Annotated in this window: 21 protein-coding genes; 10 read left to right on the forward strand and 11 right to left on the reverse strand. The window is 70.8% G+C overall.

The annotated features are described in order from the left end of the window. Nucleotides 1–161 precede the first annotated feature (161 nt). Nucleotides 162–1,658, forward strand: a complete 1,497-nt coding sequence (locus tag KALB_RS06465) for a glycoside hydrolase family 28 protein (protein ID WP_025354908.1) — start codon at nucleotides 162–164, stop codon at nucleotides 1,656–1,658. 14 nt (nucleotides 1,659–1,672) lie between these two features. Here the strand turns inward: KALB_RS06465 and KALB_RS06470 are convergent, their stop codons facing one another. After that, nucleotides 1,673–2,116, reverse strand: a complete 444-nt coding sequence (locus KALB_RS06470) for a nitroreductase family deazaflavin-dependent oxidoreductase (protein ID WP_025354909.1) — start codon at nucleotides 2,114–2,116, stop codon at nucleotides 1,673–1,675. A 126-nt stretch (nucleotides 2,117–2,242) separates the two neighbouring features. On the opposite strand from KALB_RS06470, the gene KALB_RS06475 reads away from it, so the two are divergent. Next, on the forward strand, nucleotides 2,243–2,950 hold the full coding sequence (locus tag KALB_RS06475) for a TetR/AcrR family transcriptional regulator (protein WP_025354910.1): 708 nt from the start codon (nucleotides 2,243–2,245) through the stop codon (nucleotides 2,948–2,950). Between the two features lie 28 nt (nucleotides 2,951–2,978). Beyond that, complete coding sequence (locus tag KALB_RS06480) at nucleotides 2,979–3,410, forward strand: hypothetical protein (protein ID WP_025354911.1); 432 nt, start codon at nucleotides 2,979–2,981, stop codon at nucleotides 3,408–3,410. On the opposite strand, the gene KALB_RS06485 is transcribed toward KALB_RS06480, so the two are convergent. Then, nucleotides 3,398–4,390 carry a zinc-binding dehydrogenase gene (locus tag KALB_RS06485; RefSeq protein ID WP_025354912.1) on the reverse strand — a complete coding sequence of 331 codons (993 nt, stop codon included), beginning with the start codon at nucleotides 4,388–4,390 and terminating at the stop codon, nucleotides 3,398–3,400. The two genes, KALB_RS06480 and KALB_RS06485, sit on opposite strands and share 13 nt — an antisense overlap. A 402-nt stretch (nucleotides 4,391–4,792) precedes the next feature. Between KALB_RS06485 and KALB_RS06490 the strand changes: the two genes are divergently transcribed. Beyond that, nucleotides 4,793–7,228: a protease pro-enzyme activation domain-containing protein gene (locus KALB_RS06490; protein WP_158510719.1), complete on the forward strand. Its 2,436-nt coding sequence runs from the start codon at nucleotides 4,793–4,795 to the stop codon at nucleotides 7,226–7,228. Between the two features lie 58 nt (nucleotides 7,229–7,286). On the opposite strand, the gene KALB_RS06495 is transcribed toward KALB_RS06490, so the two are convergent. Beyond that, the gene (locus KALB_RS06495) at nucleotides 7,287–8,048 is read right to left on the reverse strand and encodes an SDR family NAD(P)-dependent oxidoreductase (protein WP_025354914.1); all 762 of its coding nucleotides are present in this window, start codon (nucleotides 8,046–8,048) and stop codon (nucleotides 7,287–7,289) included. Between the two features lie 9 nt (nucleotides 8,049–8,057). Next, nucleotides 8,058–8,651, reverse strand: coding sequence for a TetR/AcrR family transcriptional regulator (locus KALB_RS06500; RefSeq protein ID WP_025354915.1), 594 nt, complete (start codon nucleotides 8,649–8,651; stop codon nucleotides 8,058–8,060). Between the two features lie 142 nt (nucleotides 8,652–8,793). On the opposite strand from KALB_RS06500, the gene KALB_RS06505 reads away from it, so the two are divergent. After that, complete coding sequence (locus KALB_RS06505; protein ID WP_030108096.1) at nucleotides 8,794–9,684, forward strand: lipase family alpha/beta hydrolase; 891 nt, start codon at nucleotides 8,794–8,796, stop codon at nucleotides 9,682–9,684. 117 nt (nucleotides 9,685–9,801) lie between these two features. On the opposite strand, the gene KALB_RS06510 is transcribed toward KALB_RS06505, so the two are convergent. Together KALB_RS06510 and KALB_RS06515 are read right to left on the reverse strand one after the other, a co-directional pair. Then, nucleotides 9,802–10,791: a hypothetical protein gene (locus tag KALB_RS06510; RefSeq protein ID WP_025354917.1), complete on the reverse strand. Its 990-nt coding sequence runs from the start codon at nucleotides 10,789–10,791 to the stop codon at nucleotides 9,802–9,804. Next, complete coding sequence (locus tag KALB_RS06515) at nucleotides 10,788–11,408, reverse strand: ABC transporter ATP-binding protein (RefSeq protein WP_030108098.1); 621 nt, start codon at nucleotides 11,406–11,408, stop codon at nucleotides 10,788–10,790. The genes KALB_RS06510 and KALB_RS06515 overlap by 4 nt, the downstream gene beginning before the upstream one ends. A gap of 508 nt (nucleotides 11,409–11,916) precedes the next feature. Here KALB_RS06515 and KALB_RS06520 point away from each other — a divergent pair. Both KALB_RS06520 and KALB_RS06525 read left to right on the forward strand, forming a co-directional pair. Next, on the forward strand, nucleotides 11,917–18,189 hold the full coding sequence (locus tag KALB_RS06520; RefSeq protein WP_025354919.1) for a type I polyketide synthase: 6,273 nt from the start codon (nucleotides 11,917–11,919) through the stop codon (nucleotides 18,187–18,189). A gap of 19 nt (nucleotides 18,190–18,208) precedes the next feature. Continuing rightward, complete coding sequence (locus KALB_RS06525) at nucleotides 18,209–19,354, forward strand: SDR family oxidoreductase (protein ID WP_025354920.1); 1,146 nt, start codon at nucleotides 18,209–18,211, stop codon at nucleotides 19,352–19,354. A gap of 24 nt (nucleotides 19,355–19,378) precedes the next feature. Here KALB_RS06525 and KALB_RS48420 read toward each other — a convergent pair whose 3' ends face one another. Beyond that, on the reverse strand, nucleotides 19,379–19,693 hold the full coding sequence (locus KALB_RS48420) for a hypothetical protein (protein WP_201771885.1): 315 nt from the start codon (nucleotides 19,691–19,693) through the stop codon (nucleotides 19,379–19,381). Between the two features lie 180 nt (nucleotides 19,694–19,873). Here KALB_RS48420 and KALB_RS48425 point away from each other — a divergent pair, with 180 nt between their 5' ends. Beyond that, nucleotides 19,874–20,053: a hypothetical protein gene (locus tag KALB_RS48425; RefSeq protein WP_201771886.1), complete on the forward strand. Its 180-nt coding sequence runs from the start codon at nucleotides 19,874–19,876 to the stop codon at nucleotides 20,051–20,053. Nucleotides 20,054–20,180: 127 nt separating this feature from the next. On the opposite strand, the gene KALB_RS06535 is transcribed toward KALB_RS48425, so the two are convergent. From KALB_RS06535 to KALB_RS06545, 3 genes are all read right to left on the reverse strand, one after another. Further along, nucleotides 20,181–20,672 carry a hypothetical protein gene (locus KALB_RS06535; RefSeq protein WP_052360434.1) on the reverse strand — a complete coding sequence of 164 codons (492 nt, stop codon included), beginning with the start codon at nucleotides 20,670–20,672 and terminating at the stop codon, nucleotides 20,181–20,183. 1 nt (nucleotide 20,673) lies between these two features. Then, nucleotides 20,674–21,360: a TVP38/TMEM64 family protein gene (locus tag KALB_RS06540; protein WP_025354922.1), complete on the reverse strand. Its 687-nt coding sequence runs from the start codon at nucleotides 21,358–21,360 to the stop codon at nucleotides 20,674–20,676. A gap of 102 nt (nucleotides 21,361–21,462) precedes the next feature. Further along, entirely contained in the window at nucleotides 21,463–22,647 is a 1,185-nt protein-coding gene (locus KALB_RS06545) for an acyltransferase (RefSeq protein WP_025354923.1), read from the reverse strand. A gap of 349 nt (nucleotides 22,648–22,996) precedes the next feature. Between KALB_RS06545 and KALB_RS06550 the strand changes: the two genes are divergently transcribed. Beyond that, the gene (locus tag KALB_RS06550) at nucleotides 22,997–24,277 is read left to right on the forward strand and encodes a glycosyltransferase 87 family protein (RefSeq protein ID WP_051913267.1); all 1,281 of its coding nucleotides are present in this window, start codon (nucleotides 22,997–22,999) and stop codon (nucleotides 24,275–24,277) included. 4 nt (nucleotides 24,278–24,281) lie between these two features. Continuing rightward, nucleotides 24,282–25,439: an acyltransferase family protein gene (locus KALB_RS06555; protein ID WP_025354924.1), complete on the forward strand. Its 1,158-nt coding sequence runs from the start codon at nucleotides 24,282–24,284 to the stop codon at nucleotides 25,437–25,439. Here KALB_RS06555 and KALB_RS06560 read toward each other — a convergent pair. Next, nucleotides 25,369–26,550 carry a glycosyltransferase 87 family protein gene (locus tag KALB_RS06560; RefSeq protein ID WP_025354925.1) on the reverse strand — a complete coding sequence of 394 codons (1,182 nt, stop codon included), beginning with the start codon at nucleotides 26,548–26,550 and terminating at the stop codon, nucleotides 25,369–25,371. The genes KALB_RS06555 and KALB_RS06560 overlap by 71 nt on opposite strands. Between the last annotated feature and the right edge of the window lie 4 nt (nucleotides 26,551–26,554).

Here is a 26,554-nt window from a genome sequence, read left to right on the forward strand (position 1 = left end):
CTCTGGTGTGTGCCAGAACGGGATTCGTGTGCGGCTGGGCTGGACTCGCGGGTGGGCTGGCGTCGGCTTTGGCGCTGCCCCTTGACGGGCTCGGTGCCCAGCTCCTAGCCTGGCGCGACCGCCGCTTGCAAACCTTTACAGTCGACTGAGGGAGACTGTTCGTGAGCTACGCAGCGTTGCGGAGATCGGCCACCACCTGGCTGCCGGTGCTGGCGGTAGCCCTGATCGCGGTGTTCGTGGGCGGCGGGGCCTCGGCCGCCACGACCAACGCCAGGGACCGGGCGGCGGTGTTCGACGTGAAGTCCTACGGCGCCAAGGGAGACGGGGCGGCCAACGACACGCCAGCGGTGAACAGGGCGATCGTGGCGGCGAACCAGGCGGGCGGCGGGGTGGTGCGCTTCCCCGCGGGCACGTACAAGGCGGGCGGCTCGATCCACCTGCTGAGCAACGTCACCGTGCAGCTGGACGCGGGATCGACCCTGCTGGGCACCGCCTCCGGCTACGACGCGCCGGAGGCCAACCCCTACGACAAGTTCCAGGACTACGGGCACAGCCATTTCCACAACGCGATGATCTGGGGCGACCGGCTGACCAACATCGGGTTCACCGGCTCGGGCACGATCGACGGCGGCGGTCACTTCATCACCGGCAACCCCAAGTCCGGCCAGGCGGACAAGCTGATCTCGCTGACCCGCTGCGACGGGCTGACCGTCTCGGGCATCACGCTCAAGCGCGGCGGCCACTTCGCGATGCTGATCAACGGCTGCCAGAACGTGGTGTCCGACCACCTGACGATCTCCACCGCGGGTGACCGGGACGGCTGGAACATCATCAACACCCGCAACGTCACGATCACCAACATCACCGATGCGGCCAACGACGACGCGCTGGTGTTCAAGAGCGACTGGGCGCTGGGCGCCACCCTGCCCAACGGCCACGTGACGGTCACCAACGCGAAGCTGTCCGCGGGCTGCTGCAACGCGCTGATGTTCGGTTCGGAGACCTGCGGGGACTTCACCGACTACCAGTTCACCCACATCACCATCACCGGTGCGGGCAAGTCCGGCCTGGGCATGGTGTCCATGGACGGCTCGCGCATCTCCAACGTGCGCTACAACGACGTGACGATGTCGGGCACCAAGTCGCCGATCATGCAGAAGATCGGGACGAGAAAACGCTGTGGTGACAAGCCGGGCATCGGCAGCATCAGCGACGTGCACTACGAGAACATCACCGGCACCAGTGCCGGGTCGTTCAGCCCCACCCTGTGGGGCCAGCCCGGTCACCAGATCAGCGACGTGACCTTCAAGAACGTCAACCTGACCCTGCCCGGCGGGCACGCGGCGATGTCCACCGACGTGCCCAGCGACAACGGGGACTACAACCCCAACAGCATCGGAACCCGCCCCGCGTACGGGTTCTACCTGCACGAGGTGACCGGCATCAGCTTCACCGACACCGCGCTGCGCCAGTCCGCGAGCGACGCCCGGCCCGCGATCATCGCCAACTCGGGCAGCAGGCTCAGCTTCGACCACGTGACGGCGCAGTCCGGCAAGGGGAGCCCGTACGACCTGGGTTTCCAGTCCGTCACCGGCTACTGCGTGCAGGGCTCGGACGCCTTGCGTGTCAACGCGACCGGCTCCAGCAAGGGCTGCTGACGGGCCGCTCCCGGCTAGCCGATGTGGATCTCGAACACCGGGTAGCCGGGAGCGATGCCCAGCAGCACCTCGTCGGAGGCGGTGGCGTCCACGCCATCGAAGAACATGCTCACCTCGAACTTCCAGCGCTTGAGGTAGGCGCGCAGGATCTCCGGCTTGTCGGCGTCGGCCAGTTCGGTGGGGGTGAACCGCTCCGTGCGGCGGCCCATCCGCAGCTCACCCTCGCCCGCCGCGCGCAGGTTGCGCACCCACTGGGTGTGTCCGCGCGGGGCCACCAGGTACTTCTTTCCCTTGTAAGACAACAGGTTCACCGGATTCGAGCGCGGTTCGCCGCTGGTCCGGCCGCGCACCGTGAGCACCCGGCTGCCGAGCAGGCTGATCCCGGCCTTGGTCAGGCCGCTGACGATCTTGTGGAACAGCACGTCGCTGCCGTCGCTCTTGACGTATCGGGTGGTCATGGCTGCCTCCTGAAGAATGGAGAGCACTGCTCTCGGTTGAGAACAGTGAACACGCGGCTGCCGCTCTCTGTCAAGAGCAGTGCTCTCTAAGTTGGCTAGTGCTCCGAAACGTGACAGGGTGAGGGGATGAACGCGAGCCGTACCGCCAGGGACCGGGCCAGGGCCGAGCTGACCGCCGAGATCAAGGACCAGGCCCGCAAGCAGTTGGCCGTGTCCGGGGCCGACGGGCTGTCCCTGCGCGCGGTAGCCCGGGAGATGGGCATGGTGTCCTCGGCGCTCTACCGGTACTTCCCGAGCAAGGACGACCTGCTCACGGGGCTGATCCTGGACGCGTACGACGGGCTGGGCGCCGAGGCCGAGGCCGCCGACGCCGGGGTCGACCCGGTGGACGTGCGCGGCCGGTGGCGGGCCATCTGCCGGGCGGTGCGGGGTTGGGCGCTGGCCCACCCGCACGAGTACGCCCTGATCTACGGCTCGCCGGTGCCCGGCTACCAGGCGCCGCAGGACACCGTCCCCGCGGCGAGCCGGGTGGCCATCGCGCTGCTCGAGGTGTTGAAGACCGCGTGGGCGGCCAAGCTGATCCGCCTGGACTACGACGGGCGCGAGCTCAGCCCGCAGCTGCTGGCACAGACCAAGGCGCTGGCCGAGGCGGTCGCGCCCACCCTGCCGCCCGTGCTCATGGCCCGGGCGATCACGGCATGGACCCAGTTGTTCGGGATGATCAGCTTCGAGCTGTTCGGCCAGTTGGTGGGCAGCGTGGACCCGAGCGAGGAGTTCTTCGAGCACTCCGTGGAAACGATGGCCCAGTTCGTGGGCCTGCGCTCACCCCGCTGAAGGCTTGCGGTGGTGCAGCGCGGCGCGGGTGATCCCGGACGCAGCCCGGCGCGTGGCAGGCCCGCAACTCGACCCGCCGCAGGCCGGTCAGCAGTGCGATCGCCTCGCCCGCCACGGGGACAGCGCGTTCCTCGCCGTGCTGACCGGCTCCGGCGCGGTCACCAGAAACTCACCGACACGCGCCAACCGGGGCGTGCGCCGCGGCCCGGTGGCCGCCGGTGAGCAGGGCGTCGCGCAGCCGCCGAGGTCGACGTGGACCTGCGGCGGCTGCGGAGCGGTCCTGGCCGGGCCACGCGCTGGTGATCGGTGTGCACTCCTGCGGCAGCGCCGCGTCGTGACCTCGATCGACCCGGGTGGCGGTGTTCCGCCGCATCCGGCAGCGCCTGGACAACCGGCTCGCGTGGAACTGCGGCCCACCAACGAGTTCCCGGGCCGCATCGGCGCCCCCTACGCGGTCTGACCGGAGACCACCAGCACCGCCTTGCCGACCGTGCCGCGGTTCTCCAGCGCCGTGTGCGCCCGCGCCGCCTCGGCCAGCGGGAAGCGGGTGGTCAGCGGTACCAGCCGTCCCGCGGCGGCCTCCGCCATCGAGCGGGTCTCCAGCTCGCGGACCACGCCCGGCTTGCGCATCCTGGGGCCAAGTCCCCAGGACACGGTGAGCGCCTTGGCCACCAGGTCCTCGGTGCCCAGCTGGGTCGGTGCCCCCGCCGACCAGCCGAACATGACGATCCGCCCACCAAAACCCAGCAGTCCCAACGCCTTGCGGCCCGGTTCGCCGCCAACCCCGTCCAGCACCAGGGTCACCGACCGGCTGCCCAGCTCGGCGCGGACCTGCTCGTCCCAGTCCGCCTGGTTGTAGTCGGCGACGACCTCGGCGCCGAGTTCCTTGACACGGGCCACCTTCTCCGGGCCACCGGCCACGGCGACCACGGTGGCGCCGAGGTTGCGCAGCGCCTGCACGAACAGGCTGCCCATGCCACCCGCGGCCGAGGTCACCAGCACCACGTCCTCCGGCGTGGCGGCGGCCTCGTCCAGCACGCCCATGACGGTGCGGCCGGTGCCGATCATCGCCACCGCCGAGGCCTCGTCCAGCCCGTCCGGGATCCCGTGCAGGGACTGGACATTGGCCACGGCCAGCTCGGCGTAGCCCGCGCTGGCCGCGCCCAGGTGCGCCACCACGCGGCGGCCCAGCCAGCTCGGGTCCACCCCCTCGCCCAGCGCGTCCACGGCACCGGCCACCTCGCGCCCGGGGATCGCGGGCAACTGCTGGGGTGGTAGCGGTCCGCCCTCGATTCCCTTGCGCAGCATGGTGTCCAGCAGGTGCACGCCCGCCGCGCGCACGCGGATCCGCACCTGTCCCTCGGCGGGCACCGGGTCGGGCACCTCCTCCAGCCGCAGGTTCTCGGCCGGTCCGAACTCGTGCAGTCTGATCGCCTTCATGCCGCCGACGGTAGGAGTTCGAGTTATGTGGAGGTCAAGGCCGCGCGGGTGATCATCCGTGCGGAGCGTTTCAGATAATGGACGGCTCGTGCCGGGTGTCATTGTTTATCGCTGTTGAAGAATCATTGTCACAATGGCAGGTATGTCCGATTGGTGGACATTGCCGTCACGATGGGTCATGATTGGCTACGGCACCTGTGACCAGCGACTAGAGGGGAACTTTCCCCGTGCTACACGCGGCGCGGCGAACTTCCCTACTTTGGTAGGGAACGCGTCTTCACTCCGTTCTCCGGCGCGCTGACGACTGTTAGTGTCTCGCCAACTCGGATACCGAGATGCTCCGGACAAGAAAACTGTCATTCCCCCTGCCCACGTTTTCACGTCTTCCCTGAGGGAGTCATCGTGAGGTCAAGCCGTCGCGCCTCCGTGGCGCTGCTGGTGGCCATGCCACTGGTGGTCGGCGCCGGGAGCGCCGCAGCCTGGGCCCAGCCCGAGGCCGCGCACCCCGTCGCACTGGCCAACAGCTCCGCGCCCGGCCTGCAGTACGCCACCAAGACCGGCTCGGTCCAGCAGGACAAGCAGGTGCAGGTGGCCGTCTCGCTGAAGTTGCGCAACGAGTCAGACCTGGACGCCTTCCTGTCCAGAGTCAACGACCCGCACTCCGCGGACTACCGGCACTACCTGAGCCCAGACCAGTTCGCCGCCCGCTACGCGCCCACCCAGGCTCAGGTCGACCAGGTGCGCGCGTACCTGGCGAGCAAGGGCCTGACCGTCACCGGCGTGTCCGGCAACCGCATGGCCGTGGACGCCAAGGGCAGTGCTTCCGTTGTGCAGCAAGCCTTCGGCACCAACCTGTCGACCTACCACGACAACGAGCTGAACAGGGACTTCACCGCCAACGACTCGGCTCCCTCCGTGGACTCCGCGGTCTCGGCGCTGATCTCCGGTGTGTCCGGCCTGAACAACCACTACCAGCGGCACAGTTCGGCGCAGAAGCTGACCTCGGCCGCCCCGCACGCGGGCAGCGGCCCCGCGGGCGGCTACACCGCGCAGGAACTGCGCACCGGCTACGGGGTGGACAAGCTGACCGGCGCGGGCATCGACGGCAAGGGCCAGTCGATCGCCATGCTGGAGTTCTCGCACTTCAGCCAGAGCAACATCAGCAAGTACGACCAGCAGTACGGCACCGGCTCGCCCACCCCGACCGTGGTCAAGGTCAGCGGTGGCGACGACGACACCGCCGGTGACGGGGTCGGCGAGGTCGAGCTGGACATCGAGGTGGCGCACGCGATCGCGCCCAAGGCGGACGTGGCGGTCTACGAGGCCCCCAACTCCGACCAGGGCGAGATCGACATGTGGAACAAGTTCGTGTCCGACAACGTGTCCGTGGTCTCCTCCAGCTGGGGCCTGTGCGAACTGGACGACACCCCGGCCACCGAGGACGCGGTGGACAAGGCGGCCAAGCAGGGCGCTGCCCAGGGCCAGACCTTCCTGTCCGCCGCCGGTGACTCCGGGGCCTACGACTGCTACCACCACAGCGGCACGCAGTCGCCCAACGCCAGCAAGCTCGCGGTGGACTTCCCCGGCTCGGACCCGTACGTGACCAGCGTCGGCGGCACCACGCTGAACGAGGGCTCCGGCGGCTCGTACAGCAGCGAGACCGTGTGGAACGAGGGCAGCAGCAAGTGGTCCGGCGGTGGCGGCGTGTCCAGCAAGTTCGCCCGCCCCTCCTGGCAGACCGGGTCCGGTGTGGACACCAGCGCGCTGCGCCAGGTGCCCGACGTGTCGGCCAACGCGCAGAACTACTCGATCTACACCGGCGGTTCCTGGGCCAACTACGGCGGCACCAGCGCGGCAACCCCGCTGTGGGCCAGCTTCCTGACCCTGGTCAACCAGAAGGCGCTCGCCGCGGGCAAGTCCAAGGTGGGCCAGGTCAACGCCACGCTGTATCAGCTGGGTTCGGGCAGCAGCTACAGCTCGCTGTTCCACGACATCACCAGCGGTGACAACCTGTACTACAAGGCGGCGGCCAACTTCGACAAGGCCAGCGGCTGGGGCTCGCCGATCGCCGACCCGCTGGCGACCGCGCTGTCCGGCGGCACCACCCCGCCCACCGGCGGCCCCTCGGTGACCAGCCCGGGCAACCAGACCAACCTGGTCGGTGACACCGTGTCGGTGACCGTGAAGGCCACCGGCGGCACCAGCCCGTACACCTGGTCGGCCAGCGGCCTGCCCGCCGGGCTGTCCATCGCCTCGGGCACCGGCGTGATCAGCGGCAAGCCCACCAACGCGGGCAGCTCGAACGTCACCGTGACCGCGACCGACGCGGCGGGCAAGGCCGGTTCCGCCTCGTTCACCTGGACCGTCTCCACCACCGGCGGCGCCTGCTCGGGCCAGAAGCTGGGCAACCCCGGCTTCGAGAGCGGCACCAGCCCGTGGACGGCCAGCAACGGCGTGGTCAGCAACGCCTCCGCCGGGCAGCCCGCGCACAGCGGCAGCTACGTGGCCTGGCTGAACGGCTACGGCTCCACGCACTCCGACTCGCTGTCCCAGTCGGTGAGCATCCCCGCCGGGTGCCACGCCAGCCTGTCCTTCTGGCTGCACATCGACACCGACGAGACGACCAGCTCCACCGCGTACGACAAGCTGACCGTCAAGGCGGGCTCCACCACCCTGGCCACCTACTCCAACCTCAACGCCGCCAGCGGTTACGTGCAGAAGACCTTCGACCTGTCCGCCCTCGCGGGGCAGACCGTGACGATCTCCTTCAGCGGCACGGAAGACGCCAGCGCGCAGACCTCGTTCGTCCTCGACGACACGGCGGTCACCCTGAGCTGACCCGCATGTCATGAAAGTGCCGTTGCTGGCGTTGAATGCCAGCAACGGCACTTTCGTGCTATCTGGGCGCCATGCGGATCGCGCCGTCGAGGCGGATCACCTCGCCGTTGAGCATGGCGTTGCCGATGACGTGCTCCACCAGCGCGGCGAACTCGGCGGGATCGCCCAGCCGGGACGGGTGCGGCACCTGTGCGGCCAGCGAAGCCCTTGCCTGCTCGGACAAAGCGGCCACCAGCGGGGTGTCGAACATGCCGGGGGCGATGGTCACCACGCGGATCAGGTGCTCGGCGAGGTCGCGCGCGATCGGCAGGGTCATGCCCGCGATGCCCGCCTTGGACGCCGAGTAGGCGGCCTGCCCGACCTGTCCGTCGAAGGCCGCGACCGAGGCCGTGCAGAGGATGACCCCGCGTTCGCCATCCACCGGCTCGGTGCGCGCGATCCGTTGTGCGGCAAGGCGTAGCACGTTGAACGTGCCGATCAGGTTGACCTCGACCACCACCTGGAACGCCTCCAGCGGCAGCACCAGTTCGCGGCTGAGCACCCGCCCTGGCAGGCCGATCCCCGCGCAGTTGACCGCCACCCGCAGCGGCCCGAGTCGCTCTGCCAGGTCGAGCGCCGCGGTCACCGACCCGCTGTCCGTCACGTCACCGGGGCAGAACACCGCGGTGGGGCCCAGTTCCTCAGCCCGCTCGGCGCCCGCGGACGTGTCGAGATCCAGCAGCACCACCCCGGCGCCCGCGGACACCAGTCGCCGCGCGGTGGCAAGCCCCAGGCCCGAGGCCCCGCCGGTCACCAGCGCGGCACAGCCGGTCAGTCGCATCGGTGCTCCTCACTGCCGTGTGATCAGTCCGATCAGCCGGGCGAACAGGTCCCCGGGCACGGCCTCGGGGTCCATGCCGCCCTCCAGCGCCAGCCCGTTGGAGATCGCCAGCACGGCCACGGCCAGGTCCTCGGCGCTCATCGGCAGGGTCAGGCCCCTGGCCTGGAACAGCCGGGTGATGGCCGCGGCCACGGCCGCCCTGCCCTCCCTGCGGCGGCGGCGCAGGCCCTCGCGCAGGTCGGGGTCGCGGCGGGCCAGCGCGCAGTACTCGAACAGCAGGTGTTGCCAGGTCGAGTCGGTGTGGATCGCGTGCATCAGGCTGGCGCCCAGGTCGCGCACGGCGGTGTCCACGTCGGGCGCGGCGTCCGCGGCGGCGACCGCGTCCTGCATGCGCCGCAGCACGTGCTCCTCCATGAGCGCGAGGATCAGCTCGTCCTTGCTGCGGAAGTTCGAGTAGACCGCGCCCTTGGTCATGCCGGCGGCCTCGGCGATCTCGCTGACCGAGCTGGCCGCGATGCCGCGCGCCGCGAAGACCTCGGCGGCGGCGTCGAGCACGCGCTGCCGGGTCTGCGCGCGGGTCGGCCGCGGGGTTCTGGTGGCCACGTGCGGAGCGTAGCAACACTCAATACCGAGCGGTATCGAGCGGCGTTTTGCGCGCGCATGTGAGCATTGACACACCGCTGACCAGCCTCGATACTCGTCGGTATCCAATACCGAGTGGTATTCAACCTCGCTGGGAGTGTCCATGCGACCCACGTTGGCCCGCACCGTCGCGGCCCTCGTCCTCGCCGCCGCGAGCCTCGTCGTCACCACCGCCCCGAGCAGCGCGGCCACCGCCTCCGCCGGGGGCTATGACAACCCGTCCTGTCGCCCGTCGGCGGCCCACCCGAACCCGGTCGTGCTGCTGCACGGGCTCGGCGGCAACGGTCCGGGCAACCTCGGCCTGCTCGGGCTGCACCTGGCGGCCCAGGGCTTCTGCGCCTTCGACACCACCTACGGCGAGACCGTGCCCGGCGTACCGGTCGGCGGGCTGGTCGACATCCACCGCTCCGCCGCGGAGATCCGGGACTTCATCGAGCAGGTCCGCGGCTGGACCGGCGCCGCCAAGGTGGACATCGTCGGCCACTCCGAGGGCGGCTTCCACTCCCTGTACGTGCCCAAGGCGCTGGGCGTCGCGGGTGAGGTCGGCCGGGTCGTCGCGCTGGCCCCGCCCACGCACGGCACCTCCTTCGGCGGGCTGGTCACCGTGGCCGACACGCTCCAGATCCGCACCCTGGTCAACCAGTTGCTGGCGCGGTTCGGCTGCCCGGCCTGCAAGCAGATCCTGGCCGGTGGCGAGGGCAACGTGGAGCTGAACACCGGGCCGATCACCCAGCCCGGCATCGCCTACACGGTCATCGCCTCGCGCGCCGACGTGCTGGTCACCCCGCACGACTCGGCGGTGCTGGGCACGAAGGAGACCGGGTTCATCCACGAGCCCGGGGTGCGCAACGAGTACGTGCAGGACACCTGCCCGCTCGACCCGGTCGGCCACATCGGGCTGGCCTACGACTCCGGCGTGGCCCAGATGATCACCAACGCCCTGGACCCGGCGCACGCCGCCAAGGTCACCTGCTCGGTCGGCGCCCCGTTCTGAGCGGGACTCGCGCGCACCAGGACGGGACTCGCGTGCAGGTGGGCGGGACTCGCGTGCACCAGAGCGGGACTCGCGCTACTGGGCGGCGAGTCCCGTTCTCAGGCGTGTGAGTCCCGCTCACATGGCGCTGGTGCGGCGGCCCAGCGGGTAGACGTTCTGCTCGGCGTTGCCCGCAGCCTGCTCCGCCGACAGGGCCGCCAGCACCGCGAGCCCTTGGTACAGCGGCATGTGGTCGCCCGCGGTGCAGGTCTCGTCGCACATCTTGACGCAGACGTGCACGGACTCGCCGGGCCCTGGCCGCTGGGCCAGCACCTGCTCCGTGCCGCGCACCGGCAGCGGGCGTGCCCGCCGGGTGTGCACGCGGGTCCGCAGGTGGAAGGCCACCAGGCCGATCAGCGCGCAGCCCAGCCACCACGCGGGCGCCAGCAGCAGCTGCCTGGTGGGGAACCCGCTGGTGAAGCCCGCCGCCACCCCGCCCTGCATGGAGCCGTACATGGGCAGGAAGTGCACCAGGTCCCCGCTGGCCGAGCCGTTGACCACCGGGGACTCCAGGCCCACGTCGATGATGCTGATCATGATGATGGTGAACATGCCCTCCAGTTCGCCGCGCAGCACCACGCCCAGCACGATGCCGATGCCGCCGTAGGTCAGCGCGGAGGTGAACAGGCTCAGTGCGAGCAGCCACCACTGCTCGGGCTTCCAGTACAGCCAGATCACCCCGGCGGCGTACACCGAGATCAGCACCGAGGACAGCATGAGCGCGCTCATCTTGGCGGCCAGCAGGTGCCTGCGCGGGTAGCCCGCGGCGACCAGCCGCCGGTCGAACGGGCCCGAACGGTAGGTGACGCTGAACATCAGGAAGCCCACGATGAGCGTCACCGCGTTGAGCCCGCCGGAGATCAGCGTCAGATGCATGCCGTTGAGCTGGAGGACCTCGTCGGTGGCCCGGTAGCGGAAGGGTAGCGGGCGCTCCGGCATCATCACCGTGATCAGCGTGATCCAGACCGGGACGAACACCGCGACCAGCACGATGGCCAGCCGGTTGCGGGCGTGCTCGATCACCTCGAACCCGGCCGCGGTGCGGAAGTAGCTGGTGCGCTGGATCATGTCGTCTCCAGAACCATCGGCTTGACCACGCCCCCGGCCAGTCGGTACGCGGTGTCCAGCCGTTCGATGTCGTGGCTGAGGTGGGAGATCACCAGCAGCGAGCGGCCCTGGTCGCGCAGTTCCGCGGCCAGCTCCCAGAAGTGCAGGTAGGTCTCCCAGTCGAAGCCCTGGTACGGCTCGTCCAGCAGCACGATGGCCGGGTCGTGCATCAGCGCGATGGTCAGGTTCAGCTTCTGCCGGGTGCCCCCGGACAGCGCGCGCACGCGGGTCTTGCGGTACTGGCCGTAGCCCAGCCGCTCCACCAGTTCCTCGGCCCTGGTCAGCTCGGGCAGTTGGTAGGCCTGCTGGAAGTAGCGCAGGTGCTGCTGCACGGTCAGCGCGTCGTTGAGCACGGTCTGCTGCGGGCAGTAACCGAGCAGGCCTCGCTGAATGACCCATCCGTGGTCGGGTTTGAGCTCGCCGGCCAGGATTCGCAACAGAGTGCTCTTACCCGCCCCGTTCTCGCCCACGATCCCGGCCAGTTCTCCAGCCGACAGGGTGAAGTCGACCCGTTCTAGAACCTGTCGGCTGCCGTACGCCTTCTGCACGTCGGCCACCGACAGTGTCGCGTTGCGCATAACGCTTCCCCAGCCTCACTGGTCACGGGACGCAGTCGCTTTTCGCCGTTCCTCACCCGTTCGTGGATGTGTTTTTCGGTGTTCGGCGGCTGTGAGATCCACTGTATGCCGCTGGGTGCCGCGCGCAAGTCTTCTGGCCGAATTTGGCCCGCATGATGCCCCTCGACCTGCGGTTACCCCACTGTTCGGGTGATCTTGCGCGACTGAAGTTGTTGGGTATCCGGGTGGCACCCATGCTTCCATTACCGAGCGTGGATCGATTCCACGGGAGTGCGGTGGAGGCAGGGCGGATGGTGATCATGAACATTCTCGGCGTGTTACGCGCTCCTTCCCTGCCTTCTGAAGTCGGGTGATCCTCGGTCACTCGGCCGAGCAGTTTCCCGGCACCCCCAGTGGCCTGCCGTGATCAATTTCGTGCGCATTCGCATTTCCTCCGGCAGGCGAGAAGCACCCCTGCGCGCCACCGCGCGCTCTCCCCCCGAAGGAGTGACTGATCTTGGTGCCTCGCATGAGCCAGCCGACGGACGTCCGTGCCGACGTCCCCGCCAGGGCGGTCACCGGCGATCCGATCGCGATCGTGGGCATGGCCTGCCGCTACCCGGGCGGGGTCGAGGACCCCGCCGCCTTCTGGCGACTGCTCGTGCAGGGCCGCGACGTCATCCGCGAGGGACCGCAGGGCCGCTGGGACTTCGAGGCGTTCTTCGACCCGGACATCGACGTGCCCGGTCGCTGCACCTCGCGCTGGGCGGGCTACTTCGACGACATCACCGGGTTCGACGCGGCCTTCTTCGGCATCTCACCGCGTGAGGCCACCACGATGGACCCCCAGCACCGGCTGCTCATCGAGCTGGCCTGGGAGGCGCTGGAGCGCGCGGGCATGCCGCCGCGCGGGCTGGCGGGCAGCCGCACCGGGGTGTTCGTCGGGCTCTGCCACGCGGAGTACATCGGCCGCCTCGCCGGGCGCTACGAGGACATCGACGCGTACATGATGACCGGCAACGGGCACAGCACCGCCGTGGGCCGCATCTCCTACCTGCTCGGGCTGACCGGGCCCAGCGTGGCCGTGGACACGGCCTGCTCCTCCTCGCTGGTGGCCATGCACCTGGCCTGCCAGAGCCTGCGACTGGGCGAGTCCGACCTCGCGCTGGCCTCCGGGGTCAACCTGATGATCAACCCCGAGACCCCGATCAGCTACTCGAAGTGGGGCATGCTCTCGCCCACCGGGCGCTGCCACCCGTTCTCCGCCGGTGCCGACGGGTTCGTACGCGGGGAGGGCGCGGGCACGGTGGTGCTCAAGCGACTGGACGACGCGGTCCGCGACGGCGACCAGGTGCTGGCACTGGTGCGCGGCACCGGGGTGAACCAGGACGGCCGCTCCCAGGGGCTCACCGCGCCCTCGGCCGACGCCCAGCGCGCGCTGTTCCGGGAGACGGTCCGCCGCGCGGGCGTGCGGCCGGGGCAGTTCGGCCTGGTGGAGACGCACGGCGCGGGCACCCCGATCGGCGACCCGATCGAGTTCGACTCGCTCAGCACCGTCTACGGCACCGGCGAGGGCCGCTGCGCCCTGGGCGGGGTCAAGTCCAACGTGGGCCACACCGAGGCCGCCGCTGGCATCTCCGGGGTGATCAAGTCGGTGCTCAGCATCGGCCACGGGGTGGTGCCGCCCACGCTCAACTTCACCGGCTGGAACAGCCAGATCGACCCCGAGCCGACCCGCTTCTTCGTGCCCACCGAGCCCACCCCGTGGCCCGTGCCGGGCACCAGGCTGGCCGCCGTGTCCTCCTTCGGCGTGGGCGGCACGAACGCGCATGTCCTGCTGGAGCAGGCACCCCGCCTGCCCGAGCGGCCCAGCGCCCCGGAGACCGGTGCGCCGCGCATGATCCCGATCTCGGCGGCGTCCACGGAGGTGCTGGGCACCGCCGCGAGCCAGCTCGCGGACTGGCTGCACCAGGACGGCGAGGACGTGTCGCTGGGCGATCTCGCGCACACGCTGGCCGTGCGCCGCTCGCACCACCTGGCCCGGCTCGCGGTCAGCGCGAGCAGCGTGCCGGAGCTGATCGCCGGGCTGGAGGCCTTCGCGGAGGGCGAGCCGCAGCCCAACATCACCTGCACCACCGCGCGGGCCGCCGCCTCGCGCGGGGCGGTGTGGGTCTTCTCCGGGCAGGGCTCGCAGTGGTCGGGCATGGGCCGCGAGCTGCTGGCGAGCGAGCCGGTGTTCGCCGAGGTGATCGCCGGGATCGAACCGCTGGTCGCCGCCGAGGCGGGCTTCTCGGTCACCGAGGTGATGAGCGCACCTCAGATGTCGGAGGAGATCGACAAGATCCAGCCGACCCTGTTCGCGATGCAGGTGGCGCTGGCGGAACTGTGGCGTGCCAACGGGGTTGAGCCCGCGGCGGTGATCGGCCACTCGATGGGGGAGACCGCCGCCGCGGTCGTCGCGGGTGGACTGTCCCTTGCCGACGGTGTGCTGGTGATCTGCCGCCGGTCCCGGCTCATGAAGCGCGCCTCGGGGCTGGGCACCATGGCCTCGGTGGACCTCTCGCCCGAGGACGCCGTCGCCGAGCTGGCCAAGGCCGGTGCCCAGGGCGTGACGGCCGCGGTGCTGTCCTCGCCGCGCTCCACCGTGATCTCCGGCGACACCGCCGAGGTGGAGCGGATCGTGGAGCTGTGGCAGGACCAGGGTCTGATGGCCCGCCGGGTCGCGGTGGACATCGCCGCGCACTCCACGCACATGGACCCGCTGCTGGCCGAGATCGTCAGCGGGCTCGCGGAACTGCGGCCCTCGCCCTGCGCGGTCCCGGTCTACTCCACCGTGCTGGCCGATCCCCGGCAGCAGTTCAGCTTCGACCCCGAGTACTGGGCCGCCAACCTGCGCCAGCCGGTGCGGTTCACGCACGCCGTGCGGGCCGCCGCCGAGGACGGGTTCGGGGTGTTCGTGGAGGTCTCCCCGCACCCGGTGACCACGTACCCGATGAGCGAGACCCTGTCCGACCTGGTCGACGGCGCGGTGGTGCTGCCGACGATGAAGCGGGACAACCCGCCCCGCGAGTTCCTCAGCCAGCAGCTCGGCGCCCTGTACTGCGCCGGTGCCCCGATCGACTGGCAACGCGCCTACGGGGTGGGCCGCCTGGTGGACGCGCCCACCCTGACCTGGGACCGCAAGCGGCACTGGATCGATCTGCCCATGCCGCACCCGGACATGAACACCTCCTCGGCGGCGAACACGCACCCGCTGCTCGGGGTGCACGTCAAGCTGCCGGAGGGCGAGGGACGGCATGTGTGGCAGGGCGACCTGGGCACGGCAGTGCTGCCCTGGCTGGCCGACCACCGGGTGGACGAGGCGATCGTGCTGCCCGGCGCGGGCTTCACCGAGATGGTGCTGGCGGCGGGCAGCGAGCACTTCCGGGTGCCCGCGCACCGGCTGTCGCTGAGCGGGCTGGTGTTCCACCGGTTGTTGCCGCTGGACGAGCACACCGAGGTGTCCACCGTGCTCTCGGTGCTCGGGCCGGAGCGGGTCGCGGTGAGCGTGCTCACCAGCACCGACGACGGCGTGAACTGGGTTACGCACGCGACCGGTGAGGTGGTCGTGGTCGAGCAGTCCGCGCAGCCCGCACCGGCCCACATGGGCGAACTGCTCGCCGCGCACAGCGAAGTCGAGGAACTGGAAGGGTTCTACGCCGGGCTGCGGGCCGACGGCTACTTCCACGGACCGTGCTTCGCCGGGCTCACCGAGCTGCGCGTGCAGGACATCGAGGGCGGCACCGTGCTGGGCCGGATCAAGGTGCCCGGCAAGGCGCGCAGCGCGGCCAGCGCGTTCCGGTTCCACCCGGTGCTGTTCGACAGCTGCCTACAGGCACTGGGCGCGGCGCGGATCAAGGGACGTGCCGCCGGCGCCCCGCGCCTGCTGCCCGCCGGGGTCGGTGCCCTGCGCGTCTACGCCGATCCCGCGCGCGGTGTCTGGTGCGAGGGGCACGCCGTGCTCGACGAGAGCGACGGGTCCTCCGCGATCGGCCGGATCCGGTTGCTCGACGCCGACGGCGCCGTGCTGCTGGAGGCCGAGGACATCCGGCTGCTCTCGCCGCAGCGGGAGACCGGGCCACGCCGTCTCGACCCGCTGCTGCACGAGGTCGCCTGGCAGCCCGAACCGCTGACCGGGCAGGAAGTCCACAACGGACAGTGGCTGCTGGTCGGTGAGGGCGACGGGTTCGCCGCCGAGTTGGCCGCCTCGCTCGGCCCCGGCTGCCGGGTCCTGGACCTGCCGCTGGGCGGGACGATCTCGCTCGCGCTGGACCAGGACCTCACCGGAGTCGTTGTGCTGCCGGGAAGTCGTGACGAGCTGGACGACGGGCTGGCCCGGGTGCTGCGGGTCGCCGACGTGGTGCGCTCGGTGGCCACGAGCGGTCACTCGCCGCGGGTGTGGATCGTCACCGAACGCGGGCAGGCGGTGTCGCCGGAGGAGGACCTGAGGCTGTCCCAGTCGGCGCTGCGCGGCATCGGGCGGGTCGCCGGGTACGAGCACGCCGAGTTGGGCATCACGCTGGTGGACGTCGACTCCCGTGCCGCACTGGCCAGGGAACTGCTCTCGGGCCGCACCGAGGACGAGGTGGCGTGGCGCGGCGAGGAGCGGCTCGTCGCCAGGCTGGTGAAGACCCCGCTGCACGACGGTACCTGGCAACACCGTCCACGAAGGACTGTCCATTACGGACTCGACGGCTTCGCGGTGGACATGGCGCGGCCGGGCAACCTGGACAGCATGGGGCTCGTGGTGCGCCCGCGCGTCCTGCCGGGGCCCGGTGAGGTGGAGATCCAGGTGCAGGCCGCCGCGCTGAACTTCCGCGACGTGCTGGTGGCGATGGGCCTGTACCCGACCGAGGACGGCACCCTGCCGCCGCTGGGCGGGGACTGCGCGGGCGTGGTCACCAGGACCGGACCCGGCGTGTCGCACCTGCAAACCGGCGACTGGGTGTTCACCCTGGCCAACGGGGCCTTCGCCACCTTCGTGACCACCAAGGCCGATCTGGTCGCACCGATCCCGGCCGGCATGCGCTTCGCCGAGGCCGCGGTGGTGCCCGCGGTGTACCTGACCGCCTGGTACGGGCTCGTGCACCTGGCCCGCCTCGCTCCGGGGGAGCGGGTGCTGATCCACTCCGGAACCGGCGGGGTCGGCCTGGCGGCGATCGCCATCGCGCGCAGCCGTGGCGCCGAGGTGCTGGCCACGGCCGGGTCCGAGGAGAAACGCGAGTACCTGCGGCGCATGGGCATCGAGCACGTGATGGACTCGCGCTCGCTGGACTTCGCCGAGCAGACGATGCGGGCCACCGGCGGCCACGGGGTGGACGTGGTGCTGAACTCCTTGGTGGGACCGGCTTTGCGGGCCGGTCTGGACGTGCTCGCGATCGGCGGGCGGTTCATCGAGCTGGGCAAGCGGGACATCTACTCCGACAGCAAGCTGGGCATGTCCCCGTTCCGCCGCAACATCACCATCAGCAGTGTGGACCTGGACCTGGTGCTGCGCACCAAGACCGAGCTGGCCGCCACGCTGATGTCCGAGGTGGCCGAGGAGCTCTCCGCCGGGCGGCTGGATGCCCTGCCGCGCCAGGAGTTCCCGATCGAGCAGGCCGCCGACGCCTTCCGCACGATGGCCGCCGCCAAGCACATCGGCAAGCTGGTGCTCACCGTGCCGGAGTTCGGGGTCACCGAGGCCGTGGTCCCGGAGGGCCTGGTGCCGGTGGCGCACGCCGACGGGGCCTACGTGATCACCGGCGGCCTGGGCGGTCTCGGCCTGGAGATGGCCAGGTGGCTGGCCGGGCAGGGGGCCGGGCGGCTGGTGCTCAACGGGCGGTCCGCGCCCTCCGCGCAGACCGAGGAGGTCATCGCGGGCATCCAGGCCGCGGGCACGCAGGTCGAGGTGGTGCGCGGGGACGTGACCGATCCCGTTGTGGCACAACGACTCGTGCGGGCCGCATCGGAGGGCGGGTGCCGGGTCCGCGGGGTGCTGCACTCCGCGGCCGTGCTCGACGACGGCATCCTGGTCAACCTGGACGCCGATCGGGTGGCGAAGGTGTGGCGCCCCAAGGTGGACGGGGCGTGGCGGCTGCACGAGGCCACCGAGGGCCAGCAACTGGACTGGTTCGTGCTGTTCTCCTCGGCGGCCTCCATGTTCGGCAACCCCGGGCAGTCCAACTACGCCGCGGCCAACGCCTGGCTGGACGCCTTCGCCGCGTGGCGCCGCCACCGCGGGCTGCCCGCGCTGACCGTCAACTGGGGTGCCTGGGGCCAGGCGGGCCGGGCCACCGACTTCGCCGAACGCGGGTTCACCACCCTGGACACCCAGGACGGCATCGACGCGCTGCACACCCTGCTGGACCACGAACGGGTCCGCACCGGCGTGTTCGCCTTCGAGGGCGACACCTGGTTCTCGGCGCTGCCCTCGGTGATGGAGTCCTCGTTCTTCGCCGCGATGCCGCGCACCGGGGGCGGGGAGACCGCCACCGCCAGCGGCAAGGTCCGCGCGGAACTGTCCGCACTGGAACCGGACAAGCGGCCGAGGGCGATGGTGGCCTACCTCGGTGAGCAGATCCGGATCATCCTCGGGCTCGGCTCGGCCGCGGTGGAACCCGACGTGCCGCTGACCAACCTCGGCTTCGACTCGCTGACCGCGCTGCAACTGCGCAACCAGCTGGAGGCCGACCTGGCCATCAAGATCCCGGCCACGGCGGTGTGGACGCACCCCACCCCGGCCGCGCTGGGCGCACACCTGTTGGACCAACTGGGCATGTGAGGCCCCGGAAAGGACGACCATGGCGATCGCCATCACGGGGGCAACCGGACTGCTCGGCACCCGCCTGCTGGAACAGCTCGCGGCACAGCACCAGCTGGTGTTGCTGTGCCGCAACGGTGGGGTACCTGCCGAGCAACGCGTCCTGCGCTACCTGCGCGCGGCGGGACGCACGCAGGAGGAGATCGAGGCCGTCGCGGCCAGGATCCGCGTCGTGCACGTCGAGCTGGACAAGCCGCGGCTGGGGCTCGGCGAGGACCGGTTCCGGTCGTTGGCAGACGAGCTGGACGCGGTGTGGCACTCGGCGGCCTCGATCGACCTCAACGCGAACACCCAGGAACTGCACCGGATCAACACGATCGGCACCCGGCGGGTGATCGAACTCGCCGATGCCGGGGTGCGGCGGCCCATGCTGCACCACGTCAGCTCCATCGGCGTGGTCGGCCGCAAGCCCGTCGGCCGGATCTTCGAACGGGACCTGGACGACTCCTATGGGTTCACCACCCGGTACGAGGAGTCCAAGTACCTGGCCGAGGTCGCGGTGCGCGAGTGGTCGGCGCGCACCGGCCGTCCCGCCGTGGTGCACCGGCCCTCCGTGCTGATCACCGACCAGAGCCCGCACCCCGACCTGCCCAGCCACCCGCTGCTGACCGGCATGCAGCTGGCGCGCAAGCTGGTCGCCTCCTTCGCCGCGGGCGCGAACACCGGCGGGGAGCGGCTGGTCGTGCGCATCCCCGGTGACCCGCAGGCCGGGGTGAACATGCTGCCGGTGGACGACGCGGCGCGGCTGATGGTCGCCATCGCCGGGCACGCGCCCTCCAGCGGGGTGGACACCTACCACGTCGTGCACCCGCAGGACGTGCGCATGGCGCTGCTGGCCGAGGTGTTCGAGGAGCTGTTCGCGGGCCTGCTCCCGGTGACCTGGCGGTTCGTGCCCAGCGCGCCCCGGGAGCCCACCCCGTGGGAGAGCCTGGTCTACCAGACCATGGCCACGTTCCTGCCGTTCATCTCCTACCGGCGCAAGTTCGACGATCGCGGGCTGCGCGACCTCGGCCTCACCGGCCCCGCCACCCCGCCCGTCGACCGCGACTACCTGATGCGCGCCCTCGGCGGCTCACCCGCCATGCCGCCGCAGCGGGTGCCGGAAGAGGCCGTGCCGGTGCTGTGAGGCAGTTGTCGCGTGCCGTGCTCCTCACACGGCACGCGACAACAAGGCGGCCACGGACTTGTAGCGGCCCACGGGGACCAGGTGGACGCCGTCGAAGCTGCCCGTGGCGCGCAGTTGCGCGACCAGTTCCGCGGCCTTGCGCACGCCCGCGTCCCGCTCGTGCTCCAGTTCGGCGAGGAGTTCCGCCGGCACGCTGATCTGCGCCGTGGCCTCGGCCAGGGCTCGTGCCATCCGAGGGCTCGCCACCACCAGCACGCCCGCGAAGACCTGACCGTCGTAGTCGAGCCGTTCCCGCCAGCGCAGCAGTTGGGCGAGGTCGAAGGACGCCTGGGCGACCACGAAATCGGCGGACTTCTTCCAGCCGGGCAGCGGCGCCAGCCTGCTGGTGACCCCGACGGTGCACTGGCCCCGGACTTGGTCTCCGCCAGCATGCCGCGCACCGTCAGGTCGGACCGCACGGCGTGCGCCGAGCTGTCCCCGGACACGAACAGGAACCGATCGATGCCGTAGGCCCTGGCGGTGAGCAGGTCGCGGCGCAGTCCCAGTACGTTGCGGTCACGGCTGTTCACGCAGGCGGTGACCTGGTGGCCCGCCACCGCGATCTCGCGGGCTACCGCGATGCTGGACACGGTGGCCCGGCCCAGGTGGTTGTCCGGCACGAGGAAGGAGTCGGACACCGCTGCGAGCGTGGCCACCTGACTGTGCACCCGGCGGAAGTCCGGCGTGGTCGGCGGCTCGATCTCGGACATCACCACAAACGGGTTCGTCGGCACACGGCACGGTACCGATCACGGCGTGCCGGGGGCGAGGGCGTCCAGATCGTGGATCAGCCCTGGTACTGGGTGAGGGACTCCAGCAGCAGACCGGGCATCCGCCGGGCACCCGCCCCGAACGAGGCGAGCAGCAGGTAGCCCACGGCGGCGTGCTCGGCGCGGACCGCGTCCTGCCAGGTGGCGTGCAGCGGCTGAGTGTCCAGCTCGCCGACCGCCGTGCCGTTCACCGACAGCCTGCTCGCCGTGGCGGTGACGGGGGCCAGCCGGTACTGATCGCCGTCGAACTCGGCGTCCACCCGGTACGAGCCGCGGGTCAGCCTGCCTGGTCCCGGCGTGAGCGTGCCGGGGCGTCCGCTGAGCGCGGCGGTCAGCTCGGCGCCCTCGCGGGTGCCGATCGGCACGTCGGCCCGCGCCGGCTCGGGGCTGGTCCTGGTCACCTCGCACCCCGGCACCTGCTCGCCGGACACGGTGATCCGCCCACCGTCGCCCGTCACGTGGACGCGCCCGAAGCGCTCGTCGTGCACCACAAGATCCAAAGCGGGCATATCAGACATCGTACCGGGAAGCTGAGTGATCGTCAGGTGCGGTCCGGGTCATCCGGCGCAGCGCCAGGCCGCCGCCCAGGACCAGCGCCAGCAGCGCGCCGACCGCCAGCAGGAACGTGGGCGAGCCCAGGTCGCCCAGCGAGCCGCCCAGTGCCGTGTAGACGACCACGCCGGGCAGGATGCCCAGGGCGTTGCCGAGCAGGAACGGACGCAGGCCGATCGCCGTCGCGGAGGCCACGTAGTTCAAGAGTGCGAACGGGCCCGCGGGCAGCAGCCGCAGCAGGAAGACCGCCAGCGCCCCGTGCCTGGCGACCACCGCGTCGATCCGCGCCAGCCGGTCACCGGCCAGTTCGCGCACGGCCTCGCGGGACAGCCCGCGCCCCAGCCGGAAGGCCCCGTAGGCGCCCAGCATCGAGCCCAGCCAGACCACCGGCAGGCTCAGCCCTGGTCCGAACAGGACCCCGGCCACCGCCGCCAGCACCGACAGCGGCAGGAACACCATCGAGGCCAGCGCGTAGACCAGCACGAACAGCAGCGGGCCGAACACCCCGAGCCCGTCCACCCAGCCGCGGACCAGGCCCACCGCCGCACCGCCGCTGGTGGCCGCCACCACACCCGTCGCGCCGAGCACCCCGACCCCCAGCACCAGCCGCGGCCAGGGCGAGCGGTTCCACCAGCTCAGTGGCATGGCGCCACTGTAGCCAGGGTGTGAGGCGGGCGCCTGGTGCCATGAAAGTGCCGTTCCTGGCGTTCAACGCCAGGAACGGCACTTTCATGGCACAGCCGTGGGTCAGGCTCGGGCCAGGTGCAAACTCGGCAGCGGCAGTTGCTCGCGGCCGATCAGGATCTTGCTCAGCGGGGTGTGGATCACGACCTCGACGAAGACCAGGGAGCAGGCGATGGCGAAGGCGTAGGTCGCGAGGGTGTTGGCGAAGGGCGACAGGTTCTGGGCGAACCAGCCGTCGCCGATCCGGCCGAACAGCCAGATGAAGGCCGGGTGCACGAGGAACACGCCGAAGGACCGGGTGGAGGCGGCGGACACGAGCCGCCCGCTCAGCCCGCCGGGGCGCCTGCGCTCGGACCACACGGAGCCGAGCAGGTACAGGCCGAGCACGACGGCGCAGAACCAGGGGATCATCTCGGGCTGGAGCACCCCGGTGGCGGCCCACGGGTCGACCCCGCTGAGCACCCCGGTGAAGTACCAGCCCTCGGCGAAGACCATCGAGCCGAGCAGCAGCCACAGCACGAGCCGGGAGTTGTCCCGGATCCAGCCCTGGAACCGCTCGTAGTGGAAGGCGGCCACGCAGCCGGCGACCAGGTAGAACTGGTAGCTGGTGAGCAACGTCCCCTCGTTGGCCCACACCTGGCCGAGCAGGCTGTTCGGGTCGGGCTCGGGCAGGTAGGTCAGCGCCGCGGTGACCCCGACCTGGAGGGCGAGGCTGCCGCCCAGCAGCAGCGCGTGGTAGCGCCTCGTGGCCCGCAGCACCTTCATGAACAGCGGGAACAGCACGTAGAACTGCATGGACACCATCAGGAAGTACAGGTGGTACCAGCCGATCCCGCGGTAGACGTCCTCCCACAGCGTCGACACGGCCTCGCCGCTGGTCAACGGCTGCGCGCCGACCTGGGCTATGCCGAAGTAGGCGAGGGTCCACACCAGGTACGGGATGCCGACCAGGGCCAGCCGCCTGCGCACGAACTTGCCGGCGGCCAGCGGGCGGTTCCGGTAGGTGAAGACCAGCACGAACCCGGTCAGGAAGAAGAACACCGACCGGGTGAAGTGCAGCAGCGAGAGCAGCGAGCCGGCGCCGATGTTGTATGGGTCACTGGTCTCGCTGATGGTGTGCACCGCGATGACCGCGGAGAAGGTGACCACACGCACCAGGTCGACCTGGTCCAGGTGCCCTCTGCGGGCCGGCTTGACCTCGCTGGTGGACGCCGCCGGTGGCCTGGCGGGGAGCAGTTGGGTGCTCACGTCTCGTCTCCTCCCGCGGCGGGTCCGGCTCTCGTACGTCCAGTAGCTTGCCGCGCCGACCTGAGAGCGGCTTAAGGAGTGGGTGACCAGTTGCTGCGGGCGATGCACCTGTCTGTGCGCCAGCTCACCCGTGACTCCGTGTTTCCCTGGCTCCACCTGGCTAAACGCGGTCGGCTACCGGCCGGTTCGACCTTCAGGATGTCGACAGGGAACCTTCAGTTACGCAACGCGCGGCCCGCTGCGGTGTCCTTTAAGGTGACAGCCCCGCGTCACGCCCTGGACCAGCGGATTTTTGATGGCCGCTATGCTCGGCGCTGCCAACGGGGGACACCAACTGCTAGGGAGAACGATGGCTCGGGCACTAGGGGCCGCCACCGACAGCTCAGCGGGGCGACCCCGATGGACCGGGCTGGCACGACTGGGCGGCGGGCTGGCGTGGTCGCTCACCCTGATCGGGATCCTGGTCCTGATGGTCGGGCTCAACGCCAACGGCATGATCGATCTTCAGGTGTACCGCACCGGGGGTCTGGCCTGGGTGGAGGGCCTGCCGCTGTACGCGAAGGACTTCCCCGGTGACCTGCCGGGGCCGCGGCTGCCCTTCACCTACCCGCCCATCGCGGCCGTGCTGTTCGGCTCGCTGGCGCTGATGCCGCTGTGGCTGGCCAAGGCCCTGGTCACCACCGGCAGCTTCCTGGCGCTGACCGGCACCCTGCTCGCGGCCACCGCCAGGCTGGCCAGGCCCGCCGAGCCGGTGCTGGTGCTGGGCGCGCTGGCGGCCGTGGTGGCGATGCTGCTGGAGCCGGTCCGCTCCACCCTGGACTTCGGTCAGATCAACATGCTGCTGATGGTGCTGGTCGCCGCCGACTGCCTGGCGGTGCGCAACCGCTGGCTGCGCGGCACCCTGGTCGGCCTGGCCGCCGCGATCAAGCTCACCCCGGCCGTGTTCATCCTGTACTTCCTGGTCCGCCGCGACTGGCGGGCCGCGGTCAACACCCTCGCCTCCTTCGTGCTGTTCGGGCTGCTCGGCCTGGTGCTGGCGCCCAAGGACACGATGAACTACTGGTTCGACGCCCTGCTCGACCCCGGTCGGGTCGGCGGCCTGGCCTACGCCAGCAACCAGTCGCTGCGCGGGGTGCTGCACCGGATCAACCCGCCCGCGATGGTCGAGTCCGGCCTGTGGGCCCTGCTGTCGGTGGCCGTGGTCGGCATCGCGGTGCTGGCCGCCCACCGGGCGGTGAAGGCGGGCAACGACGCGGCGGCCCTGGTCGCCATCGCGGTCGCCGGGCTGCTCGTCTCCCCGGTGTCCTGGTCGCACCACTGGGTGTGGGCCGCCCCGGCACTGCTGGTGCTGGCCTGGGCCCTGTGGCGGGCGCGGGCCTGGAAGTTCGCCCCGCTGTGGGGGTTGGCACTGCTCGTGTACACCCTCGGCCCCTTCGCCTGGCTGCCCCAGGAGAAGGACCGCGAGATGCAGTGGAACCTCTGGCAGCACCTGCTCGGCGACAGCTACGTGCTGCTCGGCCTCGGTCTGCTGATCGCGCTGGCCTTCTTCTGGCGCCACGACACCAAGCCCGAGCCCGCGCCCGCCCCGTCCGGCGAGTCCGTCACGGTCGCCCCCACCGGGAGTCTGTAGAGATATGAAGCAGCCGCTCAGCCACGCCGAGTACCTGGCACTGAAGCGATTCCCCGCACTCGACGGCCTGCGTGCGATCGCCGCGCTGATGGTGGTGTTCTTCCACAACAACGGCCCGGAGTGGTTGCAGGGCTGGATCGGTGTGCAGATCTTCTTCGTCATCTCCGGCTACCTCATCACCACGCTGATGCTGCGGGAGGAGGACCGCTCGGGGCGCGTGTCGTTCAAGAACTTCTACACCCGGCGCGTGTTCCGCATCCTGCCCGTGTACTTCGTGGTGCTCGGGCTGACCCTGGTCGGGCTGCTGGTCAGCGGGCGGTTCACCACCACCCCGCCGGGCACCGAGCTGCCGCTGTACCTGTTCTTCTTCAACGAGTTCGGGCACGGCGGGGACTACGGGCAGTCCTGGTCCCTGGGCATCGAGCAGAAGTTCTACCTGCTCTGGCCGGTGCTGGCCTTCTCCGCGATCATCGCCAGCCGCGGTGCGAGGTTCGGCAAGCGGGTCGGGCTCACCCTGGTGCTGATGGCCCTGTCCCTGGCCGCGGTGCCGTTCACGGTGGCCAGCGACCCGCGCGGCTGGCCCTCGCACTACTTCTCCATCCTGATCGGCTGCCTGGTTGCCATCCTGATGCACTACCCGAAGGGCTACGCGCTGATCCGGCCGCTGACCCGCCCGTGGGTGGCCAGCACGCTGGCCGGGGTGTTCGTGCTGTTCCACTTGCTCGCGCAGTTCGTGCCGGGCTTCGTGGACCGCACCCACCTGTTCGGTGACGTCCCGGGCTTCGTGGTCGTCTGCCCGCCGTACGTGCTGGTGGTGGCCGTGGTGCTGCTGCCCGCGCTGATCGCCAACGCCTTCCCGCAGTGGCTGCTGTCCCGCAAGCCCATGGTGTTCCTTGGCGAGCGCTCGTACTCGATCTACCTGGTGCAGGGCATCGCCCACGTGCTGGTGGCCGGGCTGTGCATGCTGCTGTCCGTGGACCTCGGCAGCAGCCCGCTGCTCGGCTTCCCGGTGGCCCTGGTTGCCGTCGGCCTTGCGCACTTCTGCTACCTGTGGGTGGAGAAGCCCATGATCAAGGTGGGCCAGGGCGTGATCAGCCGCCGGAAGGCTGCGGCTGCCTCGGCTGCGGCGGCGCCAGCGGAGCCGGTGAAGGCCGCCGACTGAGCGCGGTCACCGCCAGCCCGAGCACGGCCAGCTCCACATAGGAGTTTCCGAGCAGGTGCTGCCACCAGGTCCAGTCCAGCTCGACAAGCCCGGTGTTGGGCACCGGCAGCAGCGGCCCGAGCAGCACCGCCGCGGTGAGCAGCCCGGCGCAGTACCAGCGCCGGCCCGCGGCCAGCACGAGGATCGCGGGCAGCACCCACACCCAGTGGTGGGTCCACGAGATCGGTGAGATCAACAGCCCCGCCGCCGCGTTGGCGACCAGCGCGGCGGGCGGGGCCAGCCGCCGCATGGCCAGCACCGCGAGGACCAGTACCAGCAGCGAGGCCAGGGCCCAGAGCAGGGTCTGCGTGCTCCCGGTGAGCCCGAACCTGGCCAGCAGTCCGCGCAGCGACTGGTTGCCCGCGTACACCGGGCTGCCCGGCCGGTCGGTGCGCCACATCAGGTCCAGCCAGTACCGCGCGGACTCGCCCGGGGCCACGGCCACCCCGACCGCGGTCACCGCGAGGAAGCTCAGCCCCGCGGTGAGCGCGGCACGGAAGTCCCGGCGCAGCAGCAGGTACAGCACGAACACCGCCGGGGTCAGCTTGATCGCGGCGGCGATGCCGATCAGCAGGCCGCGCGGCCAGCGCGGGGCGGGCACCAGGCAGTCGAAGACCACCAGCGCCATCAGCACCACGTTGACCTGACCGGCCATCAGCGTGGCCCGGAACGGTTCGAACTCCAGTGCCGCCGTGCACAGCGCGCTGGCCACCAGCAAGCGCTTGCGCCGGTCGCCGGGGAAGGCGTCCAGGCTGAGCAGCACCCGGTAGGCCACGGCCACCGCGAGCACCGCCGAGACCACGATCACCAGCGTGCCCGCCACCGCCCTGGGCAGCAGGGCCAGCGGCACGAACAGCGGGGCGGACACCGGCGGGTAGGTGAACGGGAAGCTGGCCCCGACGAAGTCCACCAGCATCGGCCCGTACAGGTCCCCGCCGTCCAGCCAGGTGCGCGCGCCGACCCGGTACACCTCCAGGTCGAACTCGCGCGCGCCCAGCAGGGCCACGGCGATCCCGACCGCCACCGCGTTGATCACGAGCATGGTGGCCAGGGCGGCCCTGCTGGACAGCATGCGC

This window comes from Kutzneria viridogrisea DSM 43870, assembly GCF_000525635.1.
Taxonomy (GTDB): Bacteria; Actinomycetota; Actinomycetes; order Mycobacteriales; family Pseudonocardiaceae; genus Kutzneria; species Kutzneria viridogrisea.